At 51.5% G+C, this 23,523-nt stretch carries 19 protein-coding genes; 13 read left to right on the top strand and 6 right to left on the bottom strand.

All coding sequences use genetic code 11. The features are described 5' to 3' along the window. Window positions 1-30 precede the first annotated feature (30 nt). Both MJX74_RS06690 and MJX74_RS06685 read right to left on the bottom strand, forming a co-directional pair. Window positions 31-2,169, bottom strand: coding sequence for a putative bifunctional diguanylate cyclase/phosphodiesterase (locus MJX74_RS06690; RefSeq protein ID WP_240221917.1), 2,139 nt, complete (start codon window positions 2,167-2,169; stop codon window positions 31-33). 145 nt (window positions 2,170-2,314) lie between these two features. After that, window positions 2,315-5,110: an insulinase family protein gene (locus MJX74_RS06685; RefSeq protein ID WP_240221915.1), complete on the bottom strand. Its 2,796-nt coding sequence runs from the start codon at window positions 5,108-5,110 to the stop codon at window positions 2,315-2,317. A gap of 202 nt (window positions 5,111-5,312) precedes the next feature. On the opposite strand from MJX74_RS06685, the gene sixA reads away from it, so the two are divergent. After that, a complete protein-coding gene (gene sixA / locus MJX74_RS06680) occupies window positions 5,313-5,801 on the top strand; it encodes a phosphohistidine phosphatase SixA (protein ID WP_240221913.1) in 489 nt (162 codons plus the stop codon). A gap of 2 nt (window positions 5,802-5,803) precedes the next feature. On the opposite strand, the gene smrB is transcribed toward sixA, so the two are convergent. Next, window positions 5,804-6,346 carry an endonuclease SmrB gene (smrB, locus tag MJX74_RS06675; RefSeq protein WP_240221910.1) on the bottom strand — a complete coding sequence of 181 codons (543 nt, stop codon included), beginning with the start codon at window positions 6,344-6,346 and terminating at the stop codon, window positions 5,804-5,806. 53 nt (window positions 6,347-6,399) lie between these two features. Here smrB and prmB point away from each other — a divergent pair, with 53 nt between their 5' ends. The 6 genes from prmB (at window position 6,400) to MJX74_RS06645 (ending at window position 11,812) form a co-directional block, all read left to right on the top strand. Next, a complete protein-coding gene (gene prmB, locus MJX74_RS06670; protein WP_240221908.1) occupies window positions 6,400-7,359 on the top strand; it encodes a 50S ribosomal protein L3 N(5)-glutamine methyltransferase in 960 nt (319 codons plus the stop codon). Window positions 7,360-7,368: 9 nt separating this feature from the next. Continuing rightward, window positions 7,369-8,466, top strand: a complete 1,098-nt coding sequence (gene aroC, locus MJX74_RS06665; RefSeq protein WP_240221906.1) for a chorismate synthase — start codon at window positions 7,369-7,371, stop codon at window positions 8,464-8,466. A gap of 14 nt (window positions 8,467-8,480) precedes the next feature. Then, entirely contained in the window at window positions 8,481-9,650 is a 1,170-nt protein-coding gene (locus MJX74_RS06660; RefSeq protein WP_240221904.1) for an MFS transporter, read from the top strand. Between the two features lie 35 nt (window positions 9,651-9,685). Beyond that, on the top strand, window positions 9,686-10,816 hold the full coding sequence (locus MJX74_RS06655; RefSeq protein ID WP_240221902.1) for an ATP-NAD kinase family protein: 1,131 nt from the start codon (window positions 9,686-9,688) through the stop codon (window positions 10,814-10,816). Between the two features lies 1 nt (window position 10,817). Further along, on the top strand, window positions 10,818-11,108 hold the full coding sequence (locus MJX74_RS06650; protein WP_240221900.1) for a YfcL family protein: 291 nt from the start codon (window positions 10,818-10,820) through the stop codon (window positions 11,106-11,108). 86 nt (window positions 11,109-11,194) lie between these two features. Then, window positions 11,195-11,812, top strand: a complete 618-nt coding sequence (locus MJX74_RS06645; RefSeq protein ID WP_240221898.1) for a BamJ family beta-barrel-assembly machinery protein — start codon at window positions 11,195-11,197, stop codon at window positions 11,810-11,812. A gap of 72 nt (window positions 11,813-11,884) precedes the next feature. Here MJX74_RS06645 and MJX74_RS06640 read toward each other — a convergent pair whose 3' ends face one another. Continuing rightward, window positions 11,885-12,907: an FAD:protein FMN transferase gene (locus MJX74_RS06640; RefSeq protein WP_240221896.1), complete on the bottom strand. Its 1,023-nt coding sequence runs from the start codon at window positions 12,905-12,907 to the stop codon at window positions 11,885-11,887. Between the two features lie 288 nt (window positions 12,908-13,195). Here MJX74_RS06640 and kdpA point away from each other — a divergent pair, with 288 nt between their 5' ends. The 6 genes from kdpA (at window position 13,196) to MJX74_RS06610 (ending at window position 21,785) form a co-directional block, all read left to right on the top strand. Further along, window positions 13,196-14,926: a potassium-transporting ATPase subunit KdpA gene (kdpA, locus tag MJX74_RS06635; protein ID WP_240221894.1), complete on the top strand. Its 1,731-nt coding sequence runs from the start codon at window positions 13,196-13,198 to the stop codon at window positions 14,924-14,926. 19 nt (window positions 14,927-14,945) lie between these two features. Next, on the top strand, window positions 14,946-16,946 hold the full coding sequence (kdpB, locus tag MJX74_RS06630; RefSeq protein ID WP_240221892.1) for a potassium-transporting ATPase subunit KdpB: 2,001 nt from the start codon (window positions 14,946-14,948) through the stop codon (window positions 16,944-16,946). A 2-nt stretch (window positions 16,947-16,948) separates the two neighbouring features. Next, window positions 16,949-17,563, top strand: coding sequence for a potassium-transporting ATPase subunit KdpC (kdpC, locus tag MJX74_RS06625; RefSeq protein ID WP_240221890.1), 615 nt, complete (start codon window positions 16,949-16,951; stop codon window positions 17,561-17,563). A gap of 101 nt (window positions 17,564-17,664) precedes the next feature. Further along, window positions 17,665-18,408 (top strand): TorF family putative porin, encoded by a 744-nt coding sequence (locus MJX74_RS06620; protein WP_240221888.1) that lies wholly within the window; start codon window positions 17,665-17,667, stop codon window positions 18,406-18,408. A gap of 36 nt (window positions 18,409-18,444) precedes the next feature. Further along, on the top strand, window positions 18,445-21,102 hold the full coding sequence (locus MJX74_RS06615; protein ID WP_240221886.1) for a DUF4118 domain-containing protein: 2,658 nt from the start codon (window positions 18,445-18,447) through the stop codon (window positions 21,100-21,102). A gap of 5 nt (window positions 21,103-21,107) precedes the next feature. Continuing rightward, window positions 21,108-21,785, top strand: a complete 678-nt coding sequence (locus tag MJX74_RS06610; RefSeq protein WP_240221884.1) for a response regulator — start codon at window positions 21,108-21,110, stop codon at window positions 21,783-21,785. Window position 21,786: 1 nt separating this feature from the next. Here MJX74_RS06610 and MJX74_RS06605 read toward each other — a convergent pair whose 3' ends face one another. Then, window positions 21,787-22,461: a response regulator transcription factor gene (locus MJX74_RS06605; protein WP_240221882.1), complete on the bottom strand. Its 675-nt coding sequence runs from the start codon at window positions 22,459-22,461 to the stop codon at window positions 21,787-21,789. Beyond that, window positions 22,454-23,521 carry a sensor histidine kinase gene (locus MJX74_RS06600; protein ID WP_240221881.1) on the bottom strand — a complete coding sequence of 356 codons (1,068 nt, stop codon included), beginning with the start codon at window positions 23,519-23,521 and terminating at the stop codon, window positions 22,454-22,456. The genes MJX74_RS06605 and MJX74_RS06600 overlap by 8 nt, the downstream gene beginning before the upstream one ends. Between the last annotated feature and the right edge of the window lie 2 nt (window positions 23,522-23,523).

The following is a 23,523-nucleotide window of genomic DNA, read 5'->3' as shown; positions in this document are numbered from 1 at the left end:
GCTTTTTTGTAGCTGCGGTTCAGCATAAGCTTAGCTAAGCGCGGGTACAGCAACCGGTTTATTGTGCTGTATTTTGTGCTGGCGTAAAAAGTCTGCAAAGTCATCTGCAGACAGTGGTTTACTGTAGTAGTAGCCCTGGATCACTTCGCAGCGCAGTTTACGCAGCATCTCAAGCTGTTCTGCTTGTTCAACGCCCTCAGCTACTACCGTCAGGCTCAGGTTATGCGCAATGGTCACTATGGTGTCTACCATATTACGGCCGCGTGCGGTGTTCATGTCGTCGACAAAAGCTTTGTCTATTTTCAGCGTGTTTAGCGGAAACTGTTTTAAATACGCCAGTGACGAATAGCCGGTGCCAAAGTCATCCATTGCCAGATGAATACCACGGGCGCGTAGTTTTTTCATGGTGTCAATCGCCTGCGGCGGCGACTGCATTACCGTGCCTTCGGTAATTTCCAGTTCCAGATGATAAGAGGGCAGTTCGGTTTCCTGCAAAATATCGTCTATCTGCTCACACAAAAATGGCAGGCTGAACTGGCGTGAAGATAAGTTAACTGCAACCCGGCCCTGAAATAAATCCTGATCGATCCAGCGTTTTACATCCTTACAGGCCTGACGCAAAACCACTTCACCAATTTCTATGATCTGGCCGGTTTCTTCTGCTACCGGAATAAAACTGGCCGGGCTGATTAAGCCGCCCTTGGGGGTAATAAAACGCACCAGTGCTTCCATACCGGTTAACCGGCCGGTGACAATATCCATTTTCGGCTGATAATAAACAGTGAAGTAATTTTCTTTCAGGCCATGGCGGATAAGGTTTTCTACCTGTAGCCGTTTTACTGCCAGTTTGTTCATCGAGTCATTAAAAAACAGATAGCGGTTGGCACCCTGGCTTTTTGCGTGATACATGGCGGTATCGGCATTACGCAGCAGTGCCTGCGGATCGCTACCATCATCCGGGAACAATACTATGCCAATGCTACTGGTAATGGCCAGTTCATGCTGATTAACCAATATCGGTTGGTTTATCAGCGCCAGCAGCTCTTTTGCCAGTGAGGTGATAAAGTGCAGGTCGTTAGTGTGATCAAGCAGCAAGGCAAACTCATCGCCCCCCAATCGATACAAACAGTTCTGATAGCGTTGATAATTACTTAAACGATCAGCCAGTTTACACAACAGGTTGTCACCAAGTTCATGGCCGAGGGAATCGTTAATTTTTTTAAAGTTATCTAAATCGAATACCAGCAGTGCGTGCTCGGTTTTTTCAGTTACCAGTTGTGCCAGCTTTTGTAAAAATACCGCCCGGTTCGGCAGGCCGGTCAGGGTGTCACTACTGGCCAGACGGCTTAGCTCGGCCTCTCGTAGTTTTCGCTCGGTAATGTCAGAAAATACAGCAACATACTGGCTGACCAAACCCAGGTCATCTTTAATTAAATCGAAAGTCAGCTCGGCCTGATACACTTCTGCGTTAAGGCGCTGCTCACGGATTTCACCACTCCAGCTGCCGTGCAGGTGCAGTGTGTGGCGGATATCATGCATAAACCGGCTGGGGTACATCGTTAGTTCAAAACGGCGGTTAAGCATTAATTCGCGGGATTTGCCGGTAATTTTACTAAAAGCCGGGTTTACCTCAATAATGTTAAAATCGGTATCGCAAATTACCACCGCATCGGAAATGGTTTGCAGGCAGCGGGCAAACAGTTGTAGTTGCTCTTCTGTTTGTTTTATCTGGTGAATGTTTTTCAGTGTGCCAGTCATGCGGCTGGGTTTGCCGTTTTTGGCAAACTCTACGGCTTTGCCGCGGTCCAGTACCCAGGTCCAGTGCTGATCGGCAGTTTTAAGCCGGTAGGTGGCTTCGAAGTGGCTGGTTTTACCTTCCAGATGCAGCTGTAACTGCTGGCAGACGCGGTCAATATCCTGTGGATGAATTTGTTGCTTATTCGGCGGCACATCGCTGGTGTTAGGTTGTAGCTCTACCGGATGCAGCCAGGAGCTGGAGCGATACAGCTCGCCACTGCTGATATTCCAGTCCCATAGTTCATCGCCGCTGCCCCAGAGTGACAGCCGCAGCCGCTCTTCACTGCTTTCAAGTTTTGCCTGATAACGGCGCATTTTTAAAATGCTGACATGCGCCAGAATTAAGGCGCCAAAAGAGCACAGTAAAACCATGCTGAGCACATAGGGTTGCAAGCTAGTCCAGCCCGCTGCATGCAGGTTAAAGGGCAAAAAGCTAAGGAGCAATGCGCTGATATTTATAATTTTTTTTAGTTTTACTAACACTTATAATGGCTAGTCAGCAATATGAACGCTTACGTTATATAACTTTACCGGTACTGTCAAAAGCAATTTGTTTTTGCGCCAGCCGCTGTTTCAAATCAGCTGCTGTACTGAACTGCAAATGGCTGTGTGTTGGCTTGCCATCCGTCGCCAGAAAAATGGCATCATAATCGGGCAGTAACAGCTGCTGCAAAAACGCAATAAAGTCGCTAAGGCTCAGCGCACTTAATGCGCTGGCAATCTGATCGTTTAACGCAAAACTATGGTCTTGCTGGCCCAGTGCCAGCCAGTAACGTTTTGCTCTCGCTCCCAGGCTGTTGTCCCGCTCATGTAGTTGGGCCAGTAAGCCTTGTTTTATTTCGGCAAAATCCTCTGCTGACATGGTTTCAGTGTCGGCCAGAAAAGCGCGGAAAAACATGATAGTCGCTTCGTACAATTGTTCGCAGTGGGTGTTAGGTGACTGCACATAAAAAGCAATACCGGGTAAGGTGTTGATAGGCACATAACCGGTACCTACCAGATAACCCAATTGTTGCTCTGTACGTAGCTGATGAAAATACTCCGGTGATAACACATGATTTGCCAGCATAAACAGCGCCATGTGTTCAGGTGTAGCTTGTTGTGCCGGTAAATAAATCACCAGAGCGTGGTCGTTATGCTCGACATCCTGTTGCAGCCACACCGGGCCCTGGCCTTGTAAAGCAAACGCCGGGTTGTTTAGCCGCAAGCCTGTGCTGGGCAATTGCATTTGCCAGCTATGCAGCACGTCGGTCAGTTGGGTCGCCTGGCTAGCCGACCAGTTACCCAGCAATAAACTTTCAATATGCACCTGCTGCAGCAGATCGCGGTCAAATTGCAAAAAGTCGCTGAAGCTCAGTGCATCTAATGCATCTGCCAGTTGTTCAATTTCAGGGTTTAGTGGCTGTAAAATAGCCGATAACTGGCTGAATAAGCGCGAAACTGGTTTGTTTTTGCTGCTGTTGCGCCAGTGCCGGCCCAACTGGCGTTTTAGCTCGGCAAAGCGGGTTTCGTCAAATTGCTGCGCCGGCATTTCTTTTAGCAACTCTTGTAACAGCAGAATTTGGTTGGTGGCCAGTCCACTGGTGTGAATACTGATCCCCTGGCGTTGCACGTGCAGATGATATACCAGACCGATGGTGGTGGCAGCGTAAAACTGCTGGTTAATATTATCCAAAAACAGCTCAACCCAAAGCCGGGTGGCGGCCATTTGCATGCAGTTATTAATACTGTGCGGCAGGCTAAGCTGAACAAAAATGTGGCCTTTAGGGGTATGAAAATCAGTATCGGCTTTATACCAGATGCTAAGTGCCTGCTGCTGGTATATCGCTTTGGGCAGTGCCATATGTGCACTTTGTTCAAGCAGGCTGATATCGCCGGTTAAATAAGGGTTGGCCGCGGGCAGGCTAATGGCGCTGTCAGGCTGGCAGTTATCCAACTGACGCAGTAGTTCTGCGCTTAGTGGCTCTACACTGTAGGGTGTTTGATACCAGCGCGCCTCATGAGTGGCGGTAGCACCCGGTGCAATAAACATTAGCCGCATATTGTTACTGCTAAAATAGCCTAACACTTGCTGGTATAACGCCGTATCTGGCAGCTCCATGCGGTAATCACCGAAGATGACATCTTCCATCGGGTAGTGCTGCATACTGACTGATAAATGATTAGCCGTTTGCTGCGCTGTTGAAGGCTCCTGATACAAATAACTCCAGTGCAGCAGTTTTTGCCGCTCGGCAAATAAGCCGGTAGGTAGAGGCTGGCGTTTTAGCTCTGCCAGTACACTGAACAGTGCCTGCAAAATAGTGTCGCGGCCGTTAAGACCGGCATCGGTAAGCTCAAAGGCGATGGTAAAGTCTTTATAGTTACTGCCATCTATGCCACCGCCAGCACTTAGCTGGTTTACCAGGCCCAACTGCTTAAGGTGACTGAGTAATGAACCCTGGCCTTCATCGCCCAGTAAATGAGCAATAAAGCTGATAATTTTATGTTTATACCAGTGTTGAATATCCGGCATGGCAAAACTGACCACTAATTTTTGTGTGTCACGGTGCGGCTGAATATTAAGCTGTATTGCCTGATGCTCGGGTAAATACAGTGGCACTGTCAGGGCGGCTTTTGCCGGTAAATGGGACGGTAATGCACTGAAATACTGCAACACCAACTGTTTTTGCTCTGCTAAGGTTAGCGATGATACCAAGGCCAGCGTCATACGGCTGGCACTGTATTGTGCAGTAAAAAAATCAAGTAGAGCCTGTTGCAGGCTGCCCTCGGCAGTGTCTGCCAGAGTACTCAGGTTACCGACAGAAAATTTAGCAAATGGATGCGCCGGATTAATGGTTTCTTTATGTACCTGATAAATCCGCCGGCCATCGTCTTTTAACTTCAGCGAAAATTCGGCCTCAATAGCGTGGCGTTCTTTTTCGACATATTCCTGGCTAAACAACGGCTGGCTAAACATATCGGCGAAACGGTCCAGCCCTTCGGCAAAAAATGCGGTATCAATATCAAAGAAAAAACTGCTGTGCTCGGTGCCGGTCCAGGCGTTATGGCTGCCTCCGTGATGGCTGATAAACTGCTGGTAGTCGCCAGCTACAGGGTAGCGTACAGAGCCAAGAAACAACATATGCTCTAAAAAGTGTGCTAAACCTTCGCGTGGCAGAGGATCATCAAAGTGGCCAACATTTACCGTAAGCGCCGCGGCACTTTTCTCACTATCAGCCTGATGTACCAGTAATACTGTTAAGCCGTTGCTTAGTTGCAGGTATTCATAGCTGCTACTGTCGTTAGGGCTTTGCAATATCTGACTATTTTTCAAAAGTTATCCTTTTTTATACGGTACTGGTGTGGCTCTGAACGGCTTTATCATAGCGATAAGTAATAAACAGCTTAGATGTTATGCGTTATTAGCAGTTACTCTGGACGACAACTTTCATTATCATAGCGCACAATTTTTACCCGGCGTATTGTTATCTGCCCGGGATTTAACAGGACTCAAACAGCAGTATGGTACTTAAGCAATGGTAAATCTCGTTATCATGCGTCATGGTGAAGCAGAGCCGCTATCATCGGAAGATAGCCAGCGACAGCTAAATGCCAGAGGTCAGCATGAGGTTAGCCAGATGGCGTTATGGTTACAGCACCACTATGCCGCCTTTGACTGGGTTTGGGCAAGCCCCTATCAACGAACCCGTCAAACTGCAGAGCTAATGTTAGCCAAGCAGGCGCCGTTTAGCCAACTTGAGATTGTGTCGCAACTGGTGCCAGACGGTGATGCCGCGTTATTTAAAGCCTATTTTGACGCCCGCATCAGCGAAAAGCCCGATGCCCGTGTGTTGCTGGTATCGCATATGCCATTAGTCAGTTTTTTGGTGGAAGCTTTTACTGTGCCGGATCAGGCGCCAATATTCAGCCCGGCGCAGCTGGCTTGTATTGATTATCAGCCAGGGCAGGCTGGGCGTTTGTTAGAGCGATTATCACCGCAGGAGCTGGCGCTGCTGAGTTTCTGATTTTAGCTGGCTATTTTCAGTAACAGTATCAGCGCGCCATGCTTGCCCCAGCTTTTCGGCGCGGTATGAAAGGCGCGTACATTAGGGTGTTGTATCAGCCAGTTAGGCACTTTCTTCGCTAAAATACCCAAACCTTTCCCATGCACTACGCAGGCACAGTTAAATTGCTGTTTTTCACAGTATGCCAAGAGGCCGGCCAGTTCCGTTTTTGCCTGTTGGGTGGTCATGCCGTGTAGGTCCAGCACTACCTGGGGCTGAAATTCACCGCGGCGCAAACGTCCGGCTAAATGCGGATCATCACCGCTTTGTATCCAGCTAAGGCTAGCGCCGTCGGCAACATAACCTTCAAACTCATCTGAGAAGCAGAATAAATTTTCATCAAGCTGTTTGCTTAAGACGTCTGTACGTCTTTTTTTCTTGCGGGGGGCAGCAACTGGCGGTATCTTGTCCTGCGCAATAGGCTGTGCGCCTGTTATCGACTCGCGAAACAGCTGGCTGTCCTCGGCACTAATGCCGGTTGATGTTACAATGGCTTTCTTTTGCATCGCGCAAGTCTACTCAAACTGACCGGTTATTACAAAAAGAGCTTAAATTCATCATGTCCGATACTGGCGAAATTCTGTTTACCCCACAATTGATTAGCGACGCCCTCGTTGAACTTATTACCGTGCACGACTGGTTGCGTTTTGCCGTCAGCAAATTAAACCAGGCGCAGGTTTATCTGGGCCACGGCACCGATAACCCCTGGGATGAAGCTGCAGCACTGCTAACGCATGTGTTGTTTTTGCCGCCAATGACAGATGAAAAGCTGTTTTCGGTGCGCCTTACCCGCGCAGAACGCCAGAGTTTTATCAACCTGTTAAAGCAACGGATAGAACAGCGCCTGCCAGCAGCTTATTTAACGCATCAGGCCTATTTTGCCGGTTTACCGTTTTATGTGGATGAGCGTGTACTGGTGCCGCGCTCGCCAATTGCTGAATTAATCGGCACTAAGTTTATCCGCCAGCTTGGCGGTAAAACACCAAACCATATTCTGGATTTATGCACCGGTTCGGGCTGTATTGCTATTGCCTGTGCTTATGCTTTTGCTGATGCAGAAGTTGATGCGGTGGATATCAGCGAAGATGCCTTAGAAGTGGCACAGCTAAACATTGAAAGCCATGGCCTGGAACACAGAGTATTCCCGATATTATCAGACGGCTACAGTGTTTTGGACGGCGCGCAGTATGATCTAATCGTGACCAACCCGCCGTACGTTGATGCCGACGATATGGCCGATTTGCCGGACGAATACCGCCACGAGCCTGAGCTGGGCTTAGCCTCTGGTGAAGATGGCCTGGCACTGACACGGCGTATTTTGCGTGAAGCCGCAGCTCATTTAACCGACGGTGGCGTGCTGGTATGTGAAGTAGGCAACAGCATGGTGCAGCTGCAGCAGGATTTCCCCGAAGTGGCGTTTGACTGGCTGGAATTTGAGCACGGTGGTTTAGGCGTATTTGCCATTACCAAAGCCGAACTTGAACGCTGCCAGCATTTATTTAAAGACTCATTACGTTAAGGAACAGCTATGGCCGGTAACAGCATAGGGCAATTGTTTAAAGTCACGACTTTTGGTGAAAGCCATGGTCCGGCCATTGGCGGCATAGTGGATGGTTGCCCGCCGGGTATGGCGTTAACTGCCGACGATTTGCAACTGGATTTAGACCGGCGTAAACCCGGCACGTCGCGCTACACCACAGCGCGACGCGAAGAAGACGCGGTAAAAATTCTGTCCGGCGTGTTTGAAAATACCACCACCGGTGCCAGCATTGGCCTGCTGATTGAAAACACCGATCAGCGCTCGCAGGATTACTCTGAGATTAAAGAGCAATTTCGCCCCGGCCATGCTGATTACACTTACTGGCATAAATTTGGTATCCGCGATTACCGCGGTGGTGGCCGCTCGTCGGCGCGTGAAACTGCCGTGCGCGTGGCCGCCGGTGCCATTGCCAAAAAATACCTGTTTGAGCAATGCGGTATTGAAATTCGCGGTTATTTAGCCCAGTTAGGCCCGGTAAAAGCCGATCTGGTAAGCTGGGATGAAGTGCATAACAACCCGTTTTTCTGCCCGGATCCATCCAAGCTTGAAGCACTGGATGAGTATATGCGCCAGCTGAAAAAAGACGGCGACTCGGTAGGTGCCCGGGTAAATGTAGTGGCAACCAACATGCCGGTAGGTTGGGGCGAGCCGGTGTTTGACCGCCTCGATGCCGATATTGCCCACGCCATGATGAGCATTAACGCGGTAAAAGCGGTAGAAATTGGCGATGGTTTTGCTGTGGTAGAACAGCGCGGTTCTACCCACCGCGACGAATTAACGCCGCAGGGCTTTAGTGCTAACCATGCCGGTGGCACCCTGGGCGGTATTTCTTCCGGCCAGGACTTGCTGGTCAGTATGGCGCTGAAACCGACCTCCAGTATCAGTATTCCCGGCAAAAGCATTAATACCCGCGGCGAAGTGATAGATATTGTCACCAAAGGCCGGCACGACCCTTGCGTTGGTATTCGCGCTGTGCCTATTGCCGAAGCCATGCTAGCGATAGTGCTGATGGACCACTACCTGCGCCACCGCGCGCAAAATATGCATGTGCAGGTAATTACGCCTGATATTGCCCGCAACAGCTGAGATTAAACCGCCGTATGTTTAGTATTTCCGCCCGGCCAGCCTTAGTGTTGGCCTATTTTACTTATTTTGGTGTGCTGGGTATTTTTGTGCCGTATTTCGGCCTGTTTCTCGATGGCCGCGGCTTAAGCTCGGCTGATATCGGCCTGCTGCTGGCTATTGTGACCGCCAGCCGTATTGTTGGCCCTACAGTATGGGCGTTGATCGCCGAGCGCAGCGGCAAGCCGTTAACCGTAATGCGCCTTGGTGCTTTATTAGCGGCTATTGGTTGGCTTAGCAGCTTTGCCGATTATGGTTTCTGGCCGTTGCTTTTGGGTTTTGCGCTGTTCAGTTTTTTCTGGACCGCCATTTTACCGCAGCTGGAAGTCGCCACTTTTGCCTTTGTTAATGATGATACCCGTGCTTACAGCCGTATTCGTACTGCAGGCAGCGTGGGTTATATTGTGCTGGTAATGCTCGGCGGTTGGCTGTTTGAACGCTACGGCAGTGAGTTTTTGCCATTATCGGCATTGCTGTTTTTAGTCTTGCTGCTAACCAGCTTATTTTTACTGCCGAAGGTGAGTGTGAGCGCTGAGCTTACCAGCGAGCCGGTGCGGTTTAGCAAGCTGATAAAAAACAGTGTGTTGCTGCGTTTTATGCTGGCAGCTTTATTACTGCAAATGAGCTTTGCGCCGTTTTATGGTTTTTTCACGCTATACAGCCGCGATCTGGGATACAGCGGTACCCAAACCGGCTTGTTTATTGGCCTGGCAGTGGCCGCCGAAATAGCGGCGTTTTACTTTGCCGGCAACTTAATGCGTAACCGCAGTTACCGTGTGCTGTTAAGCGTGTGCTATGGCTTAACGGTGCTGCGCTGGAGTTTGCTGGCAACGGTGGCCGATAACGTCTGGCTGCTGTGTTTTAGCATGCTGCTGCATGCTGGCAGCTTTGCCATCGCCCACAGCTGTGCCATGCAGTTTATCCAGCAGTTTTTCCCGAAAAAACTGCGCAGCCGCGGCCAGGCGTTGTATGCCGGTGTTATTTTCGGTGGGGGCGGTGCCATAGGCGCTTATTTCTCTGGCTTAATCTGGCAAAACGGCAAGGGGGCCAGTTTAGCCTTTATGATTGCCGCCTTGCTGGCATTGGCGGCAACACTACTGGCGTTAACCTTGCCGGGTAGCAAAGCAGCGACCAAGGCTTTACAATAGCCGCCATTTTTAGGTGCGCTAAAGGATATTGCAATATGGCAAATCTGTTTCGGCTTGGGCTTATTGTTAACCCGCTGGCCGGTTTAGGTGGCAGCGTGGCTTTAAAAGGCTCTGACGGCCAGGCCGACCAAGCCCTGGCGCTTGGCGCCACGCCCCAGGCGATGAACCGTGCTAAAACGGCGCTGACAGAATTGCTGGCGCAGCGTGGGCAGTTTGAAGTATTTACTGTAGCCGGTGATATGGGCCAGAGCGTGTGTGATGCGCTGGGGCTAGGTTATCAGCTGGTATATCAGCCACAAACGTCGCCATCAACAGCTGCAGACACTGAGCACTCTGCCATGCTGCTGGCCGAAAAGGGCGTAGACATTTTGTTGTTTGCCGGTGGTGATGGCACCGCGCGTAATATCTGCGCTGCGGTGGGCGAGCAAACTACAGTGCTGGGTATTCCGGCCGGGGTAAAAATTCACTCCGGCGTTTATGCTATATCACCGCAGGCCGCCGGTAAGCTGGTGGCTAAGTTAATTGCCGGTGAGCTGGTGTCACTTAGCGAAGCGGCGGTAATGGATATTGACGAGCAGGCATTTCGCAACGGTGTAGTAAAAGCTCGCCGTTTTGGTGAAATGCGCATACCTGCGCAATTGCGTTATGTGCAAAGCGTGAAAATGGGCGGGCGTGAATCTGAAGAGCTGGTGCTGGCCGATTTAGCCGCTTATGTTGCCACACAAATGGAAGACAACGTGCGCTACGTGATGGGCTCCGGCTCTACCGTGGCGGCGGTAATGGCTGAGCTTGGGCTGGATAACACGCTGCTGGGTGTTGATGTGGTAGAAAACGGCGCGCTTATTGCCAAAGATGTTAGCGCAGCTCAGCTGCTTGAGCTGGTGCAGGGCTATCCGAGTAAATTAGTGATCACCTTAATTGGTGGCCAGGGTCATGTGTTTGGCCGCGGTAACCAGCAGTTATCGCCCGACGTTATCCGCGCTATTGGCCGCGATAACATTGTGCTGATTGCCGGTAAAGCCAAACTGCAGCAGCTTGAAGGCAGGCCGTTACTGGCCGATACCGGCGATGCCAGACTGGATCAGCAGCTTACCGGTTTAATCAATATATTAACCGGCTATAACGATTACGTAATGTACCGCTTAGGGTACGAGGATGAACTTTAAGATGACAGCAGTATCAGTACCAGAGCAGTTTATCGACGCTGCCGCCGATTTGTTTGATGCCTTAGTGCCGGTTGCTACCGATGACGAGCTATTTGCTGCCGGTTACCTGCGGGGCCATTTCGATTTAGCCGTAGGCACCTTGCAGGTAGCTGCTGAGCCGTTTGACGCTGCCGATGTCATAACTCAGGTCAGCAGTACCCTGACGCAGGCGATAGCCAATGGTGAGTTAACCGAGCAAGACCAGCAGCATGTTAATGTTATCTGGTTGCGGATACAGCAACTGGCGCTGTGAGGTGGCAAGACATTCGCGCGTTTTTGCGATAGCATAGGCGCACTTTTTAACCCGAAGCATTGGCTTCGTTAACATAAGTGGAACTCATGTCAGATAAATATACAACGCTTGAACAGCACGCCAGCTATGGTATTGGTTTACAAATGGGCCAGCAACTGGCCGACAACCCGTTTGACGGCTTAGACATTGACGCCGTTGCAGCCGGTGTTATCGCCGCCTATACCGAGCAGGACGCTGAGGTAAGCGACGAGCAAATTCGTGCCGCATTTGGTGTGATCAGCGAGCGTATGCAAGCAGAACAAGCGGAGAAAGCTGAATTATTAGCCGGTGCCGGTGAAGCTTTCCTGGCTGAAAACGCCAAACGTGCTGAAATTACAGTAACCGCTTCTGGCCTGCAGTACGAAGTACTGGTAGCGGCTGAAGGTGAAAAACCAACACGCAATTCAACAGTACGCACGCATTACCACGGTACCCTGATTGACGGCACTGTGTTTGACTCTTCTTACCAGCGTGGTGAACCGGCAGAATTCCCGGTATCAGGTGTTATCGCTGGCTGGACAGAAGCACTGCAGCTGATGTCGCCAGGTTCAAAATTACGTTTATATATCCCGCACGATCTGGCCTACGGCGAGCGCGGTGCCGGCAATGCCATTGCACCGTTCAGTGCACTGGTATTTGACGTAGAGCTGTTAGCTATTCTGTAATAGCGTTGTAGTAGCGCTGCAATAGTTAGTCAAGCTAAAACCTAAGCCCTGCATCGCAGGGCTTGTTGCTTTTTACTGTTTCATTTTTGCATCAACTAACATAACTCCCGCATGCTGTTGTAACCCTGTGCTGTGTAATTCAGTTAACCCATTATTTGTCTGGTCAATAAACAGTACGGCCAGATTAAACTGCCCGGCCACCTTACTGCCTTGCTCTGATCCCAAACACAATAACGCTGTAGACCAGGCATCGGCTTCGGTTAAATCATTGTGCAGTAACGTTACCGATACCGTATCGTGTGTTACCGGCGCTTTGCTGCGTGCATCAAGAATATGGCTGTAACGCTTGCCTTCGTTGTCGTAATAATGGCGGTAAGTGCCGGATGTCATAATAGCCAGTGGCGCCGTTTGTTTTACCTGTACTATTTTTTGTAACTGCTGAGCGCCTGGCAACGGCCGCTCTATTGCCACCCGCCAGTTGCTGCCATCGGGTTTGCGGCCGCGGGTTTGCAGCTCACCGCCAATTTCAATCAGATAGTTATCAATACCAAATTGCTCCGCCACCTCAGTCAACCGCTGTACCGAGTAGCCCTGGGCTATAGAGGATAAATCGATACTCAGCTTTGGCTGCTGCTTTTGCAGTGTGCTGTTATTGACGACGTCAACTTTGCTGATCCCCAGCTGCGGTGCAAGTTCGGCTAACTGCGCTGCAGCCGGAATACTAAGCTTATCGCCACGAAAACCCCATAGCGTAAACAGCGGCTTGATGGTCGGGTCATAGCAGCCTGCTGCGGCTGCGCTGATAGTTTTGGCTATGTTGACCAGGCGGACTATCTCTGCACCCACTTCAATCGGGTCGGTGCTTTGGCTTTGGTTAAATTGCTCTATTACCGAGTCATCACGGTAATTAGACATCAGCTTATCCAACCGCTGTAGTTCGGCGGCAATGGCGGCTTCAAACTGTGGCTGCTCAACCGCAGTATTACTCCAGTAGGTCAGGCTGTAAGTGGTGCCCTGGGCTGCGCCGGAAAATTTATGTAAAGCCGGTGCTTTGTCACAGCCTGCCAGGGTGAGCAGTGGCAGGGTGAATAGCAAGATTACTCTTATCAAACGCATTATGGGTTTCTCTTACGCTGTGTCAGGGCGCTTAGCATAAGCGTTTCGCCGCCGCTTTTATCCTGCTACCAGCAAAATTTTACGAAATCTTTATGCCTGGCGCGCTGACGTTACTGGAGATTTTACACCGCTTACACCTACCTTTAGCACCGTGTTTTCACATAAGGATACGGCAAATGGGTTGGGTTTTACTGTTGTTAGTTGGCGCATTAAGCGCTGTGTTAATCGTTGCCATGTTGGCACCTGAAAAGTTCTGAGGAGTTGGCAATGGAAGTCATATTGATTTTTACCCTGGCGCTGCTGTTAGCCTGGCCGTTAGGGCATTATATGACCGGCGTATTTTCCGCCGGACCACACTGGAGTGACAAGGTTTTTATGCCGCTGGAAAACGGCATCTTTAAACTGCTGGGCGTAAAGTCAACGCAGGGTATGAACTGGAAAAGCTATGGTATTGCTTTTTTACTCAGTAACCTGGTGCTGGGCATTATTGCCTATCTTATTTTGTTGTTTCAGCATGTTTTACCGTTAAATCCTAATGGTATCGAGGGGCTGAGCTGGGATTTAGCGCTGCACACTGCAGTGTCGTTTTTAACCAATACCAATCAGCAGCATTATTCCGGTCAGGCCCAGCTTACTTACCTGAGCCAGGGTTTCTTAATTGTTACGCTACAGTTTGTGACACCGGCGATGGCGCTGGCTGTATGTGTGGCGGTGCTGCGTGGCATTTTAGGCGGCCGCAATGCCGATGACGCTGGCGAGGGCGAAGAGCGTGACCTGGGCAACTATTATCAGGACACGGTGCGTGCTGTATTGCGCGTAATGTTGCCACTGGCCGCTGTGGTTGCTGTGGCGTTGTCAAGCCAGGGCGTACCCGCCAGTTACAGTGCCAGCCCCACAGTGCCGGTGCTTGAACAAGGGCAAAGCCTGACTGAACAAACGATACCGCTGGGCCCTGTATCAGCCATGGTAGCCATTAAACAACTGGGTACCAATGGTGGTGGCTGGTTTGGCCCTAACAGCAGTAACCCGCAGGAAAACCCGACACCGGTCAGTAATGCTATTCAGACTATCGCTCTGGTATTGGTGCCAATGGCGGTGGTGTTTATGGCTGGCGGTATGGTGCGCCGCCGCGGTTTTACGCTGTTGTCGCTGTCGGTGATGGGGTTTTTAAGCCTGTTGTTTATTGCGCTGGCAGTGTACAGCGAGCAGCAACCGAACGCCGCCTTTACCGGCCTGGCACAACAAGCCGGTAATATGGAAGGCAAAGAAGTGCGTTTGGGTACTGATGTCTCAGCACTGTGGGCCACCTTTACCACCCAAACCTCAAACGGCTCAGTGAATGCGATGCACGACTCGCTAAACCCGCTCGCAGGCTTGGTAACGCGCTCGGGCATGTTAATTAATGGCATCTGGGGCGGCATTGGTTGTGGCTTTGTTAATTTCCTGGTCTATGTCTGGCTGGCGGTATTTATTGCCGGGCTGATGATTGGCCGCACGCCGGAGTTTTTTGGCCGTAAGCTGGAAAAGCGCGAAATAAGCTGGCTCGGCGTGCTGTTGGTGTTACCCAGTGCGGTGATCCTGACCTTTACGGCTATTACCGTGACCTTCCCGTCACTTACCGGTAACTCTAACCCCGGTTTACACGGCATATCCCAGGTGTTTTATGAATATACCTCGGCCTTTGCCAATAACGGCTCCGGCTTTGAAGGCCTGGGTGATAACACGCCCTGGTGGAATCTTACTTGTGTAGTGGTGCTGATCCTGGGCCGTTATTTGCCGCTGGTTATTCCGCTGCTGATTGCCGGCTCATTGGCTAAGAAACGTCGGGTACCCACTACGGCCGGCACACTGCCACTGTTTAACCCTACTTTTGCTGTCACGCTGGTTACCGTGATCCTGGTGGTTAACTTCTTATCTTTCTTACCGTCGATGGTGCTTGGCCCTATTGGTGAAGCGCTGGAGCTATCACAGCAGAGCGCTGTGTTAGCAGGTCAATAGTCGTATGCAGGTGAATAATATGAATACTAGTTCAGCATTAACACAAGCCAGCCAGCAGGCCTTTGCCAAGCTGCATCCCAGGCTGGCGTTTAAAAACCCGGTAATGTTAGTGGTGTGGGTTGCTACTGTCATTGCCATACTGATGACAGCGCAGCAACTGGCAACTGGCGATAGCTTTGGCTTTGCGCTCACCAGCAGTGTGATTTTGTTTTTTACGCTGTGGTTTGCCAACTTTGCCGAGGCTATTGCTGAAGCACGTGGCCGTGATCAGGCCGCTAGCTTAAAAGCTACCCGGCGCGATCTGACGGCGTTAAAACTCGACAGCACAGGTGAGCGCAGAGTATCAGCCAGCGAGCTTAAAGCCGGTGACAACATTCTGGTGCAGGCCGGTGAGCTTATTCCGGCAGACGGCGAAATTGTGAGTGGTGTGGCCAGCATTAATGAGTCGGCTTTAACCGGTGAGTCGGCACCGGTGCTGCGTGAAGGCGGCACCGATCACTCCGGTGTTATCGCTGGTACCAAAGTACTTAGCGGCACTATTACCGTGCAGGTTACCGCCGAATCAGGCCACAGCTTTCTGGATAAAATGATCCGTCTGGTAGAAGGTACTAACCGGCAGAAAACCCCGAACGAGTTGGCGCTAACGGTATTGCTGTCGGCGCTGACGCTGGTGTTTTTAATTGCGGTAGCAACTTTACCGGCCATGGCAAGCTTTGTCGGCATTGAGCTGGACTGGCTGATGCTGATTGCGCTGGTGGTGTGTTTAATTCCTACCACTATTGCCGGTTTACTGCCTGCCATCGGTATTGCCGGTATGAACCGTGCGCTGGCGGCCAATGTAATTGCCAAATCCGGTAAAGCGGTGGAAGTGGCCGGTGATATCGACACCCTGCTGCTGGATAAAACCGGCACTATTACCTTTGGTGATCGCCAGGCCACAGCATTTTTGCCACTGCCGGGTGTTGCGCAGGCAGAGCTTATCAAAGCCGGGCTGTGGTGCTCATTACAAGATCCGACACCAGAGGGTAAATCTGTGGTGCGCCTCGCCAACGAGCTGGACTATGCCTCACCGGCGTTGGCTGACGGCGATGAGTTTACCCCGTTCAGCGCACAGACCCGCTTGTCGTCTATCCATTTGGCCAGTAGCGAGCAGTTTGTTAAAGGCGCCGCCGATGCGGTAAAAGGCTGGGCAAAAAACCAGGGCTTGTCGGTACCTGTTGGTTTAGATCCGATAGTGACGAAGGTGGCCCAGCAAGGTGCTACCCCGCTTTTGGTGGCAAGCAACCACCGCGTGCTGGGGGTTATCCAGTTATCCGATGTGATTAAACCCGGCGTGGCAGAGCGTTTTGCCAAGCTACGTGCCATGGGCGTGCGCACAGTAATGGTTACCGGCGACAACCCTATTACGGCCGGTGCTATTGCCGCAGCCGCCGGGGTGGATGATTTTGTTGCCGAAGCCAAACCGGAAGACAAACTGGCGCTTATTCGCAAAGAGCAGGCGCAGGGCCGCTTGGTGGCCATGGTTGGTGATGGCACCAACGACGCTCCGGCACTGGCACAAGCCGATGTTGGTCTGGCGATGAATTCCGGCACCCAGGCGGCGAAAGAGGCCGGCAATATGGTGGATCTGGATTCTGATCCAACTAAGTTGCTGTCGGTGGTGGAAGTGGGCAAACAAATGCTTATTACCCGCGGCGCCTTAACCACCTTTTCGCTGGCGAATGATATTGCCAAGTACTTTGTTATCGTGCCGGCGGTGTTTGCCACTGCCATGCCTGGCATTGCTGCGCTGAATATTATGCAGCTACCGGACCCGAAAATAGCTGTGCTGTCAGCACTGGTATTTAACGCCTTAATTATTCCGGCGCTTATTCCGCTGGCGCTAAAAGGCGTAAAAATTAAAGCGATTAGCGCAGAAAAGTTATTACGTAACAATATGTTGATCTACGGCTTGGGCGGTGTGGTGCTGCCTTTCATTGCCATCAAACTGATTGATGTACTACTGAACGGAGTATTTTAACCATGAGTATTATTCAACCCGGCTTTAGCCAAAACCCTGCTGAATCTTCGGCAAACTTACGCCCGGCGCTGGGGCTGGCGCTGGTAATGCTGGCAATCTGTGGCGGTATTTACAGTGCAGCGGTTACCGGTATTAGTGGTGCTTTGTTTCCACAGCAGGCCAACGGCAGTTTAATCAGCCACAACGGCAAATTGGTTGGCTCGGCGCTGGTGGCGCAGCCTTTTAGCGCAGAGCACTATTTTCATGGCCGGCCCAGTAGTGCTGATAATGACCCTATGGCTACCGGCGGCAGCAATTTAGCGCCGTCTAACCCGGAGTTACGCCAACGCGTGGCGCAAACCAGTGCTGAGCTAACCGCGCGTTACCAGGTTGCGGCTACCGAGCTGCCGGTAGATTTACTCGCCAGCTCCGGCTCGGGTGTCGACCCGCACATTTCGCCGGCAGCGGCCATGCTGCAACTGCAGCGCGTTGCTGCTGCGCGCGGTATGTCGCCAGCTCAGCTGGAACAACTGGTACAGCAACACACCGAGCTGGCGCAGTGGGGCTTGTTTGGCCAACCACGGGTTAATGTGTTGCTGCTAAACCTGGCGCTGGATGCACAACATCCGCTGTCATAAGTGACTTGTTTTAGCCGGTTGTTACACGGGGCAACCGGCTGCTGCCCGCGCGACAGGCTGCTGGTGGTTGTTTTTCCCGTTTCTTTATGCAGGAATTTATTATGCGTTTAGTATTATCTGTTTTATCCGGTTCGGTATTGTCTGTCGCCGCCGCTGCCGTATTTGCTCTGCCATCAGTTGCTAAGGCCGCGGAAATCAGTAGCAGCGGTGCTGTGCTGTTTACCTCTGATTATTTATACCGTGGTATTTCGCAAACCGACGAAGGCCCGGCGTTGCAGGGCAGCTTAACGCTAAGCCACGATGCTGGCTGGTATGTCAGCGCCTGGGGCTCGAATATCCAATTTGGTGACGGCAGTATGGAGCTTGATATATCGCTTGGCCGCAGTTGGTCGTTAAATGATGACTGGGCGCTGGATGTCGGCCTGATGCAGTATCGCTACCCCGAGGGTGATAACGACGCCACAGGGTTTAACTTTTTTGAAGGCTACGCCAAACTCAGTTATCAGGATTGGCAGCTCGGCTTAGCAGTTACCGATGACTATTTTGGCACCGGTGTAGGCAAATTCTGGTATCTGACCGCCGGCTGGCAGCAAAGCCTGACCGAACAACTTCAGCTTAATTGGCATATTGGGTACAATAAGTTTGCCGATGCGGCTGAGTTTCAAACCTTTCTGGCCTCCGATGTGCGTGATGGTTCCGGCTATAGCGACTGGAGCCTGACATTAGCGACACAGCAACTGGGTTTTGACTGGTCTCTGGGTTATGCAGGTACCTCCATCAATAGTGCGGCCTGCAATGCGCTGTGTGATAATCGCTGGGTATTTAGCCTGGGCAAAAGCTTTTAATCCGGATTATTTGCTAAGTTAATAAGGATAGACGCCGTGGCACAAGATGTACGCAGCCAAAAAGCCGATGCGCTACTTAAAAGCCTGCAACAACAGCAGGGCGGGCAACTGAAGATATTTTTAGGTGCGGCGCCCGGCGTAGGTAAAACCTGCGCCATGTTAAATGCCGCCAAAGAGTGTATGCAGCAGGGCGTTAAGGTAACAGTGGGCCTGATTGAAACCCATGGCCGCGCTGACACCGAAGCCATGCTGCAAGGCTTTAACATCTTGCCACGACGTGAGCTTAACTATCATGGCCAACTGCTGACCGAGTTTGATTTGGATGCCGCACTGGCTGCCAAGCCGGAACTTATTCTGGTAGACGAGCTGGCGCATACCAATGTGCCCGGTAGCCGGCATAAAAGGCGCTATCAGGACATTGCCGAGCTGCTGTCTGCCGGTATTAATGTGTATACCACGCTAAATGTGCAACATATTGCCAGCCTGAACGATTTGGTGCTGCAAATCAGTGGCGTGCGGGTAAGTGAAACCGTGCCGGATCAGTTTATCGACCAGGCACAGCAACTGGTGTTTGTTGATTTAGCCCCGAACCATCTGCTGGATCGTCTGGCGCAGGGCAAAGTGTACCTGGCCGATTATGCGCAGCAGGCGGTGCAGCAGTTTTTCCAGTTAGAAACCCTGACAGCGCTACGCGAAATGGCAATGAAGCTGGTAATGGGCCATGTCGATAGCCAGCTGAAAACCGAACAGGACGCCAAAGCACGCAGCAGTGATTACCTGATTAAAGATAAACTGCTGGTGTTAATATCTAACCGGCGCGACCATGAATACCTGATCCGTATTGGCCGGCGTATGGCCGAAAAACGCCAGACGCCCTGGCTGGTGGTGTGGGTTGATACCGGCCAGTTGCAATACCAGGCCGCGCAAAAACGGCTGCAATCGGCTTTTGCGCTGGCACGTGAGCTGGGTGCACAAACAGAAATTCTGCGCGGCCCGTCAACCTTGCAAACCATACTGCCTTATCTGGCAGAGCACCGGATTAATACGGTATTGGTAGGCGCCGGCACCAAAAGGCGCTTTCAGCCCTGGCGTAAACCGTTGTATCAGCAGCTTATTAATAGCGGCTTACCGCTGGAAGTGTCAGTCTGGCGCGTCGCTGAGCGCAGTAGTTTGCCTGCTCCTGCCGCACAAGCGTCCACAACCTTTGGCCAAAAGGCAGGCTATGTTTACGGCCTGCTGTATACCGCTATCGCCAGCCTGGTGGTGCTGGGGTTAAGTACCTGGTTGCAAAGCGGTAATTTGGTGCTGGTGTATGTGTTGTCGGTAGTAGTATGCGGCCTGAAATATGGCGCGCGGCCGGCCATTTTTACCGCTGTGTTATCGTTTTTAAGCTTTAACTTTTTCCTTACCGAGCCTTATTACACCTTTTTTGTGAATAAAAACCATGATATTGCCACCTTGCTGTTTATGCTGGTTATCGGTGTGGTGTGTGGTCCGGCCGCATCACGTATTCGCCGGCAGTTTTTGCTGTTAAAAGAAGCCAATCGCTACAGCGAATTACAACGTGATTTTGCCCAGCAACTTACCGTTATTAATCAGCCGGATGAGTTGTGGGCAACGCTGGCGGCGCAATTAAGCCAGGCATTACATTGCCCGGTACACATAGTGGCAACAACTGAACAGCAACACATTATACCGGCGTTAAAACAACCGCTGCAGGCGTTGGACCAGGCGATGATTGACTGGTGTCAGCGCCATCAGCAACGGGCCGGCCGCTTTAGTGAAACCCTGAACGCCAGTGACTGGACCGCCTTTGCGCTGACGGCACAGGACAAAACAGTAGCGGTGTTGCTGGTGCAATTTTCACCGGCGCAGCAACTGCTGAGGCCAGACGATACCGACCTGCTAACCAGCTTAAGCCAGCAAGCCCTTAACGTGTGGCAGCGTATGCAGTTAAATACTGAACTGGAAAGCTCTAAACTTAAGGCCGAAATGGAACAACTGCGCTCGGCGCTGCTATCGTCGGTATCGCATGATTTACGCTCGCCCTTATCAGCCATGATGGGCAGTGCCGAGAGCCTGCAAATGCTGGACAATCAGTTATCTGCTGAGGATCGCAAAGAGCTGCTGGATACCATAGTGCAGGAAAGCGGGCGGCTGGACAGGTATATTCAGAATCTGCTGGATATGACGCGCCTTGGCCATGGCACGTTAAAACTGGAACGCGATTGGGTGTCGGTAGCCGACATTATTGGCAGTGCACGCCAAAGGTTAAAGCGTTTTTTCCCCGAGGTAGAACTAACTTATCAGGCCGAAGTCGATATGCCGCTGTTGTATGTGCACGCAGCACTACTGGAGCAGGGTATTTTTAATATTCTGGAAAATGCCGCCAAATACAGCCCGCCGGGTGAGCCGGTATTGGTGTTTGTCAGCCATAAAGCCAATATCTGCCGAATTGAAATTGAAGACAGTGGCCCGGGTATTGCTGAATCGCTGCGGGAAAAAGTGTTTGATATGTTTTATGTGGTCGCCGATGGTGACAGTAAGCGGCATAATACCGGCATGGGGCTGGCGATTTGCCGTGGTATGATTGGCGCTCATGGTGGCACAGTAAAAGCCGATGCCGCCCGTGTGGGCAGCGGCTCGCGTTTTATTATTGACTTACCTTTACCTGAAGCTCAGGCCGGAGATTAACGCTATTGTCGGCGCATATTTTAGTTATTGATGATGAAAGCCAAATTCGCAAAATGCTGCGTATTGCGCTGAAAAGTGTCGGTTATCAGGTATCTGAGGCCGAATCGGTGGCCACCGGCCTGGCCGCCACGGTGCGGCAGCAGCCGGATTTAGTGGTGCTGGATCTTGGCCTGCCCGATGGCAATGGGTTAGAGCTGCTGACTGAGCTGCGCAGCTTTTCTAAGGTGCCGGTGATTATATTATCGGTACGCAGCGGCGACGCCGATAAAGTACAAGCGCTGGATATCGGCGCTCAGGACTTTGTTACCAAGCCCTTTAGTGTGGAAGAATTGCTGGCCAGAATAAGAGCACAGTTACGTGACCGGCTGCCCGATACCACGCCGGCGCTGCTGGATGATGGTTATCTTAAAATAGATCTGGCACGGCGCCTGGTGTGTTGCAACGGTGATGTTATTGATTTAACACCAAAAGAATATGCAGTACTGGCTAAACTGGCGCGGCATCGCCAGTGCGTGATCACGCAAAAACAACTGTTGGAAGAAATCTGGGGGCCCAGTCATGGCCAGGATACGCACTATCTGCGCATTGTGGTCAGCCATATCCGGCAGAAAATAGGCGACGACCCCACCACACCGCGCTACTTAATCACCGAAGCCGGTATCGGTTACCGGCTAATGCTGTGATTCAGGTCATTTTAAGCCGGTAACCGACGCCAGGCTCGGTTTTCAGGTATACCGGTGCGGCCGGAGTGTCTTCCAGTTTTTGCCGTAGCTGCGCCATATGTACCCGCACATATTCTGGCCTGTCGGTATAGGTTTTACCCCATACCTGAGTCAGGATCTGGTTGTGGGTCAGTACTTTATCGGCATGGCGCATCAGCAAAAGCAAAATATCGTATTCTGTTTTGGTCAGGTGTACTTCAGCACCGGCGCGGCTAACCTGACGTAGCACCGGGTCCAGCCTGATATTACCAAAGCTGAATGCCTGCTGCTGTGGCGTATTATGGCGTAAGTTCGCCCGAACGCGTGCCAGCAGCTCTGCCGCACTAAAGGGTTTGGTAACATAGTCGTTAGCGCCGTTATCCAGCGCCTGCACTTTGTCCTGCTCACGGTGGCGGGCGGAAATGACTATTACCGGCGTGTCGCACCAGCTGCGTAATTGTGCCAGCCACAGCTGGCCGTCCATATCTGCCAGGCCTAAATCCAGCAAAATTAAATCTACCGGCTGTTGCACCAGATGCTGCAAAGCGGCGATGCCTTCACTAAAGCTATGCACCTGATGCTGCTGGGTTTTAAGCAAGGTACCAAGAAAGCTTTGCATTGCCGGATCGTCTTCCAGCACCAGTATCGTTTCAGCCATGCTGTACTCCGTTATTACTGCTTTGCGGCCAGCGTAGCAGGGCAGTAACACAAGCGTGCTCTGTGTCGTGCTGCAAACTAAAGTCGCCGTTATGCAAATGCATCACTGCTTTGCAAATAGCGGTGCCAAGGCCGGTGCCACTGTCCCGCTGCACGTTGCGTTTAGGCGCTGCAGCATTGCAAACGCTTAGCATAAAATGGCCGTTTTGCCGGGTAAAACTAATGCAAACCGGGGCCTGGCCGTGTTTGACCGCGTTTTCCAGCATATTCGCCAGCGCGATTTCCAGCAAGGTGGCGTCGGCAAAGCAGTCGGCTGTGACAAGCTGTACTTCAAATGGCTGTGTGGCCAGTAAGGCGGCGCGCCTGGCAATGGCGGCTGAGATGACATCGGTAACGGCAAGCGATTCCAGTTGCATAGTGCTTTGCGGTTGCTGCACCCGGCTTAGCTCCATAACTTTGTCAAAGTGCTCGCTAAGCAGGCTGCTCTGGCGGTAAATATTGCCGGCCTGCTCACGTACTTCTGCTTCGCTAAGCTGAAGTTCTTTATCGGCCAGCATGCTGGAGGCGCCCATAATGGTGGCCAGCGGTGTGCGTAAATCATGTGAAATAGAGCGCAGCATCATGGCGCGGCTGTGTTCAAGCTCTGCCTGCATCCGGGCCTGGCGTGTTTTACCGGCCAGTAGCTGGCGCTGGCGCATATGTTTTTTCGCCCTGGCCAGTTCAACGCGTAAACGGCCGGATAAGCGGCCAATAAAAATGCCCAGCAATAGCATCACAATAAAGGTGATCAGGTAGTCAACCTGGTGCACATATAAGGTGTAGTAGGGTGCTACAAAAAGAAAGTCCAGCAGCACCACGCTGTTAATGGTGGTAATAATGGCCCAGCGCTGCCCCGCCTGCTGCGCTATCCAGGTTACCCACAGCAGTTGCAGCATTGCCACATCTGTGGTGGTCAGTAATGCTCTGGCAGGTAACAATGCCAGCGTAATTAACAGCGGAACAACAAGCGCCAGCAGTAATAGCTGCCACATGGCATAATGCCCGCTTTGCAGTAATTTCATTG

This window comes from Rheinheimera hassiensis (genome assembly GCF_022436675.1).
GTDB classification, from domain to species: Bacteria; Pseudomonadota; Gammaproteobacteria; order Enterobacterales; family Alteromonadaceae; genus Alishewanella; species Alishewanella hassiensis.
The sequence above is the reverse complement of the archived record's forward strand: the minus strand, read 5'-3'. Positions and strand labels throughout refer to the sequence as shown.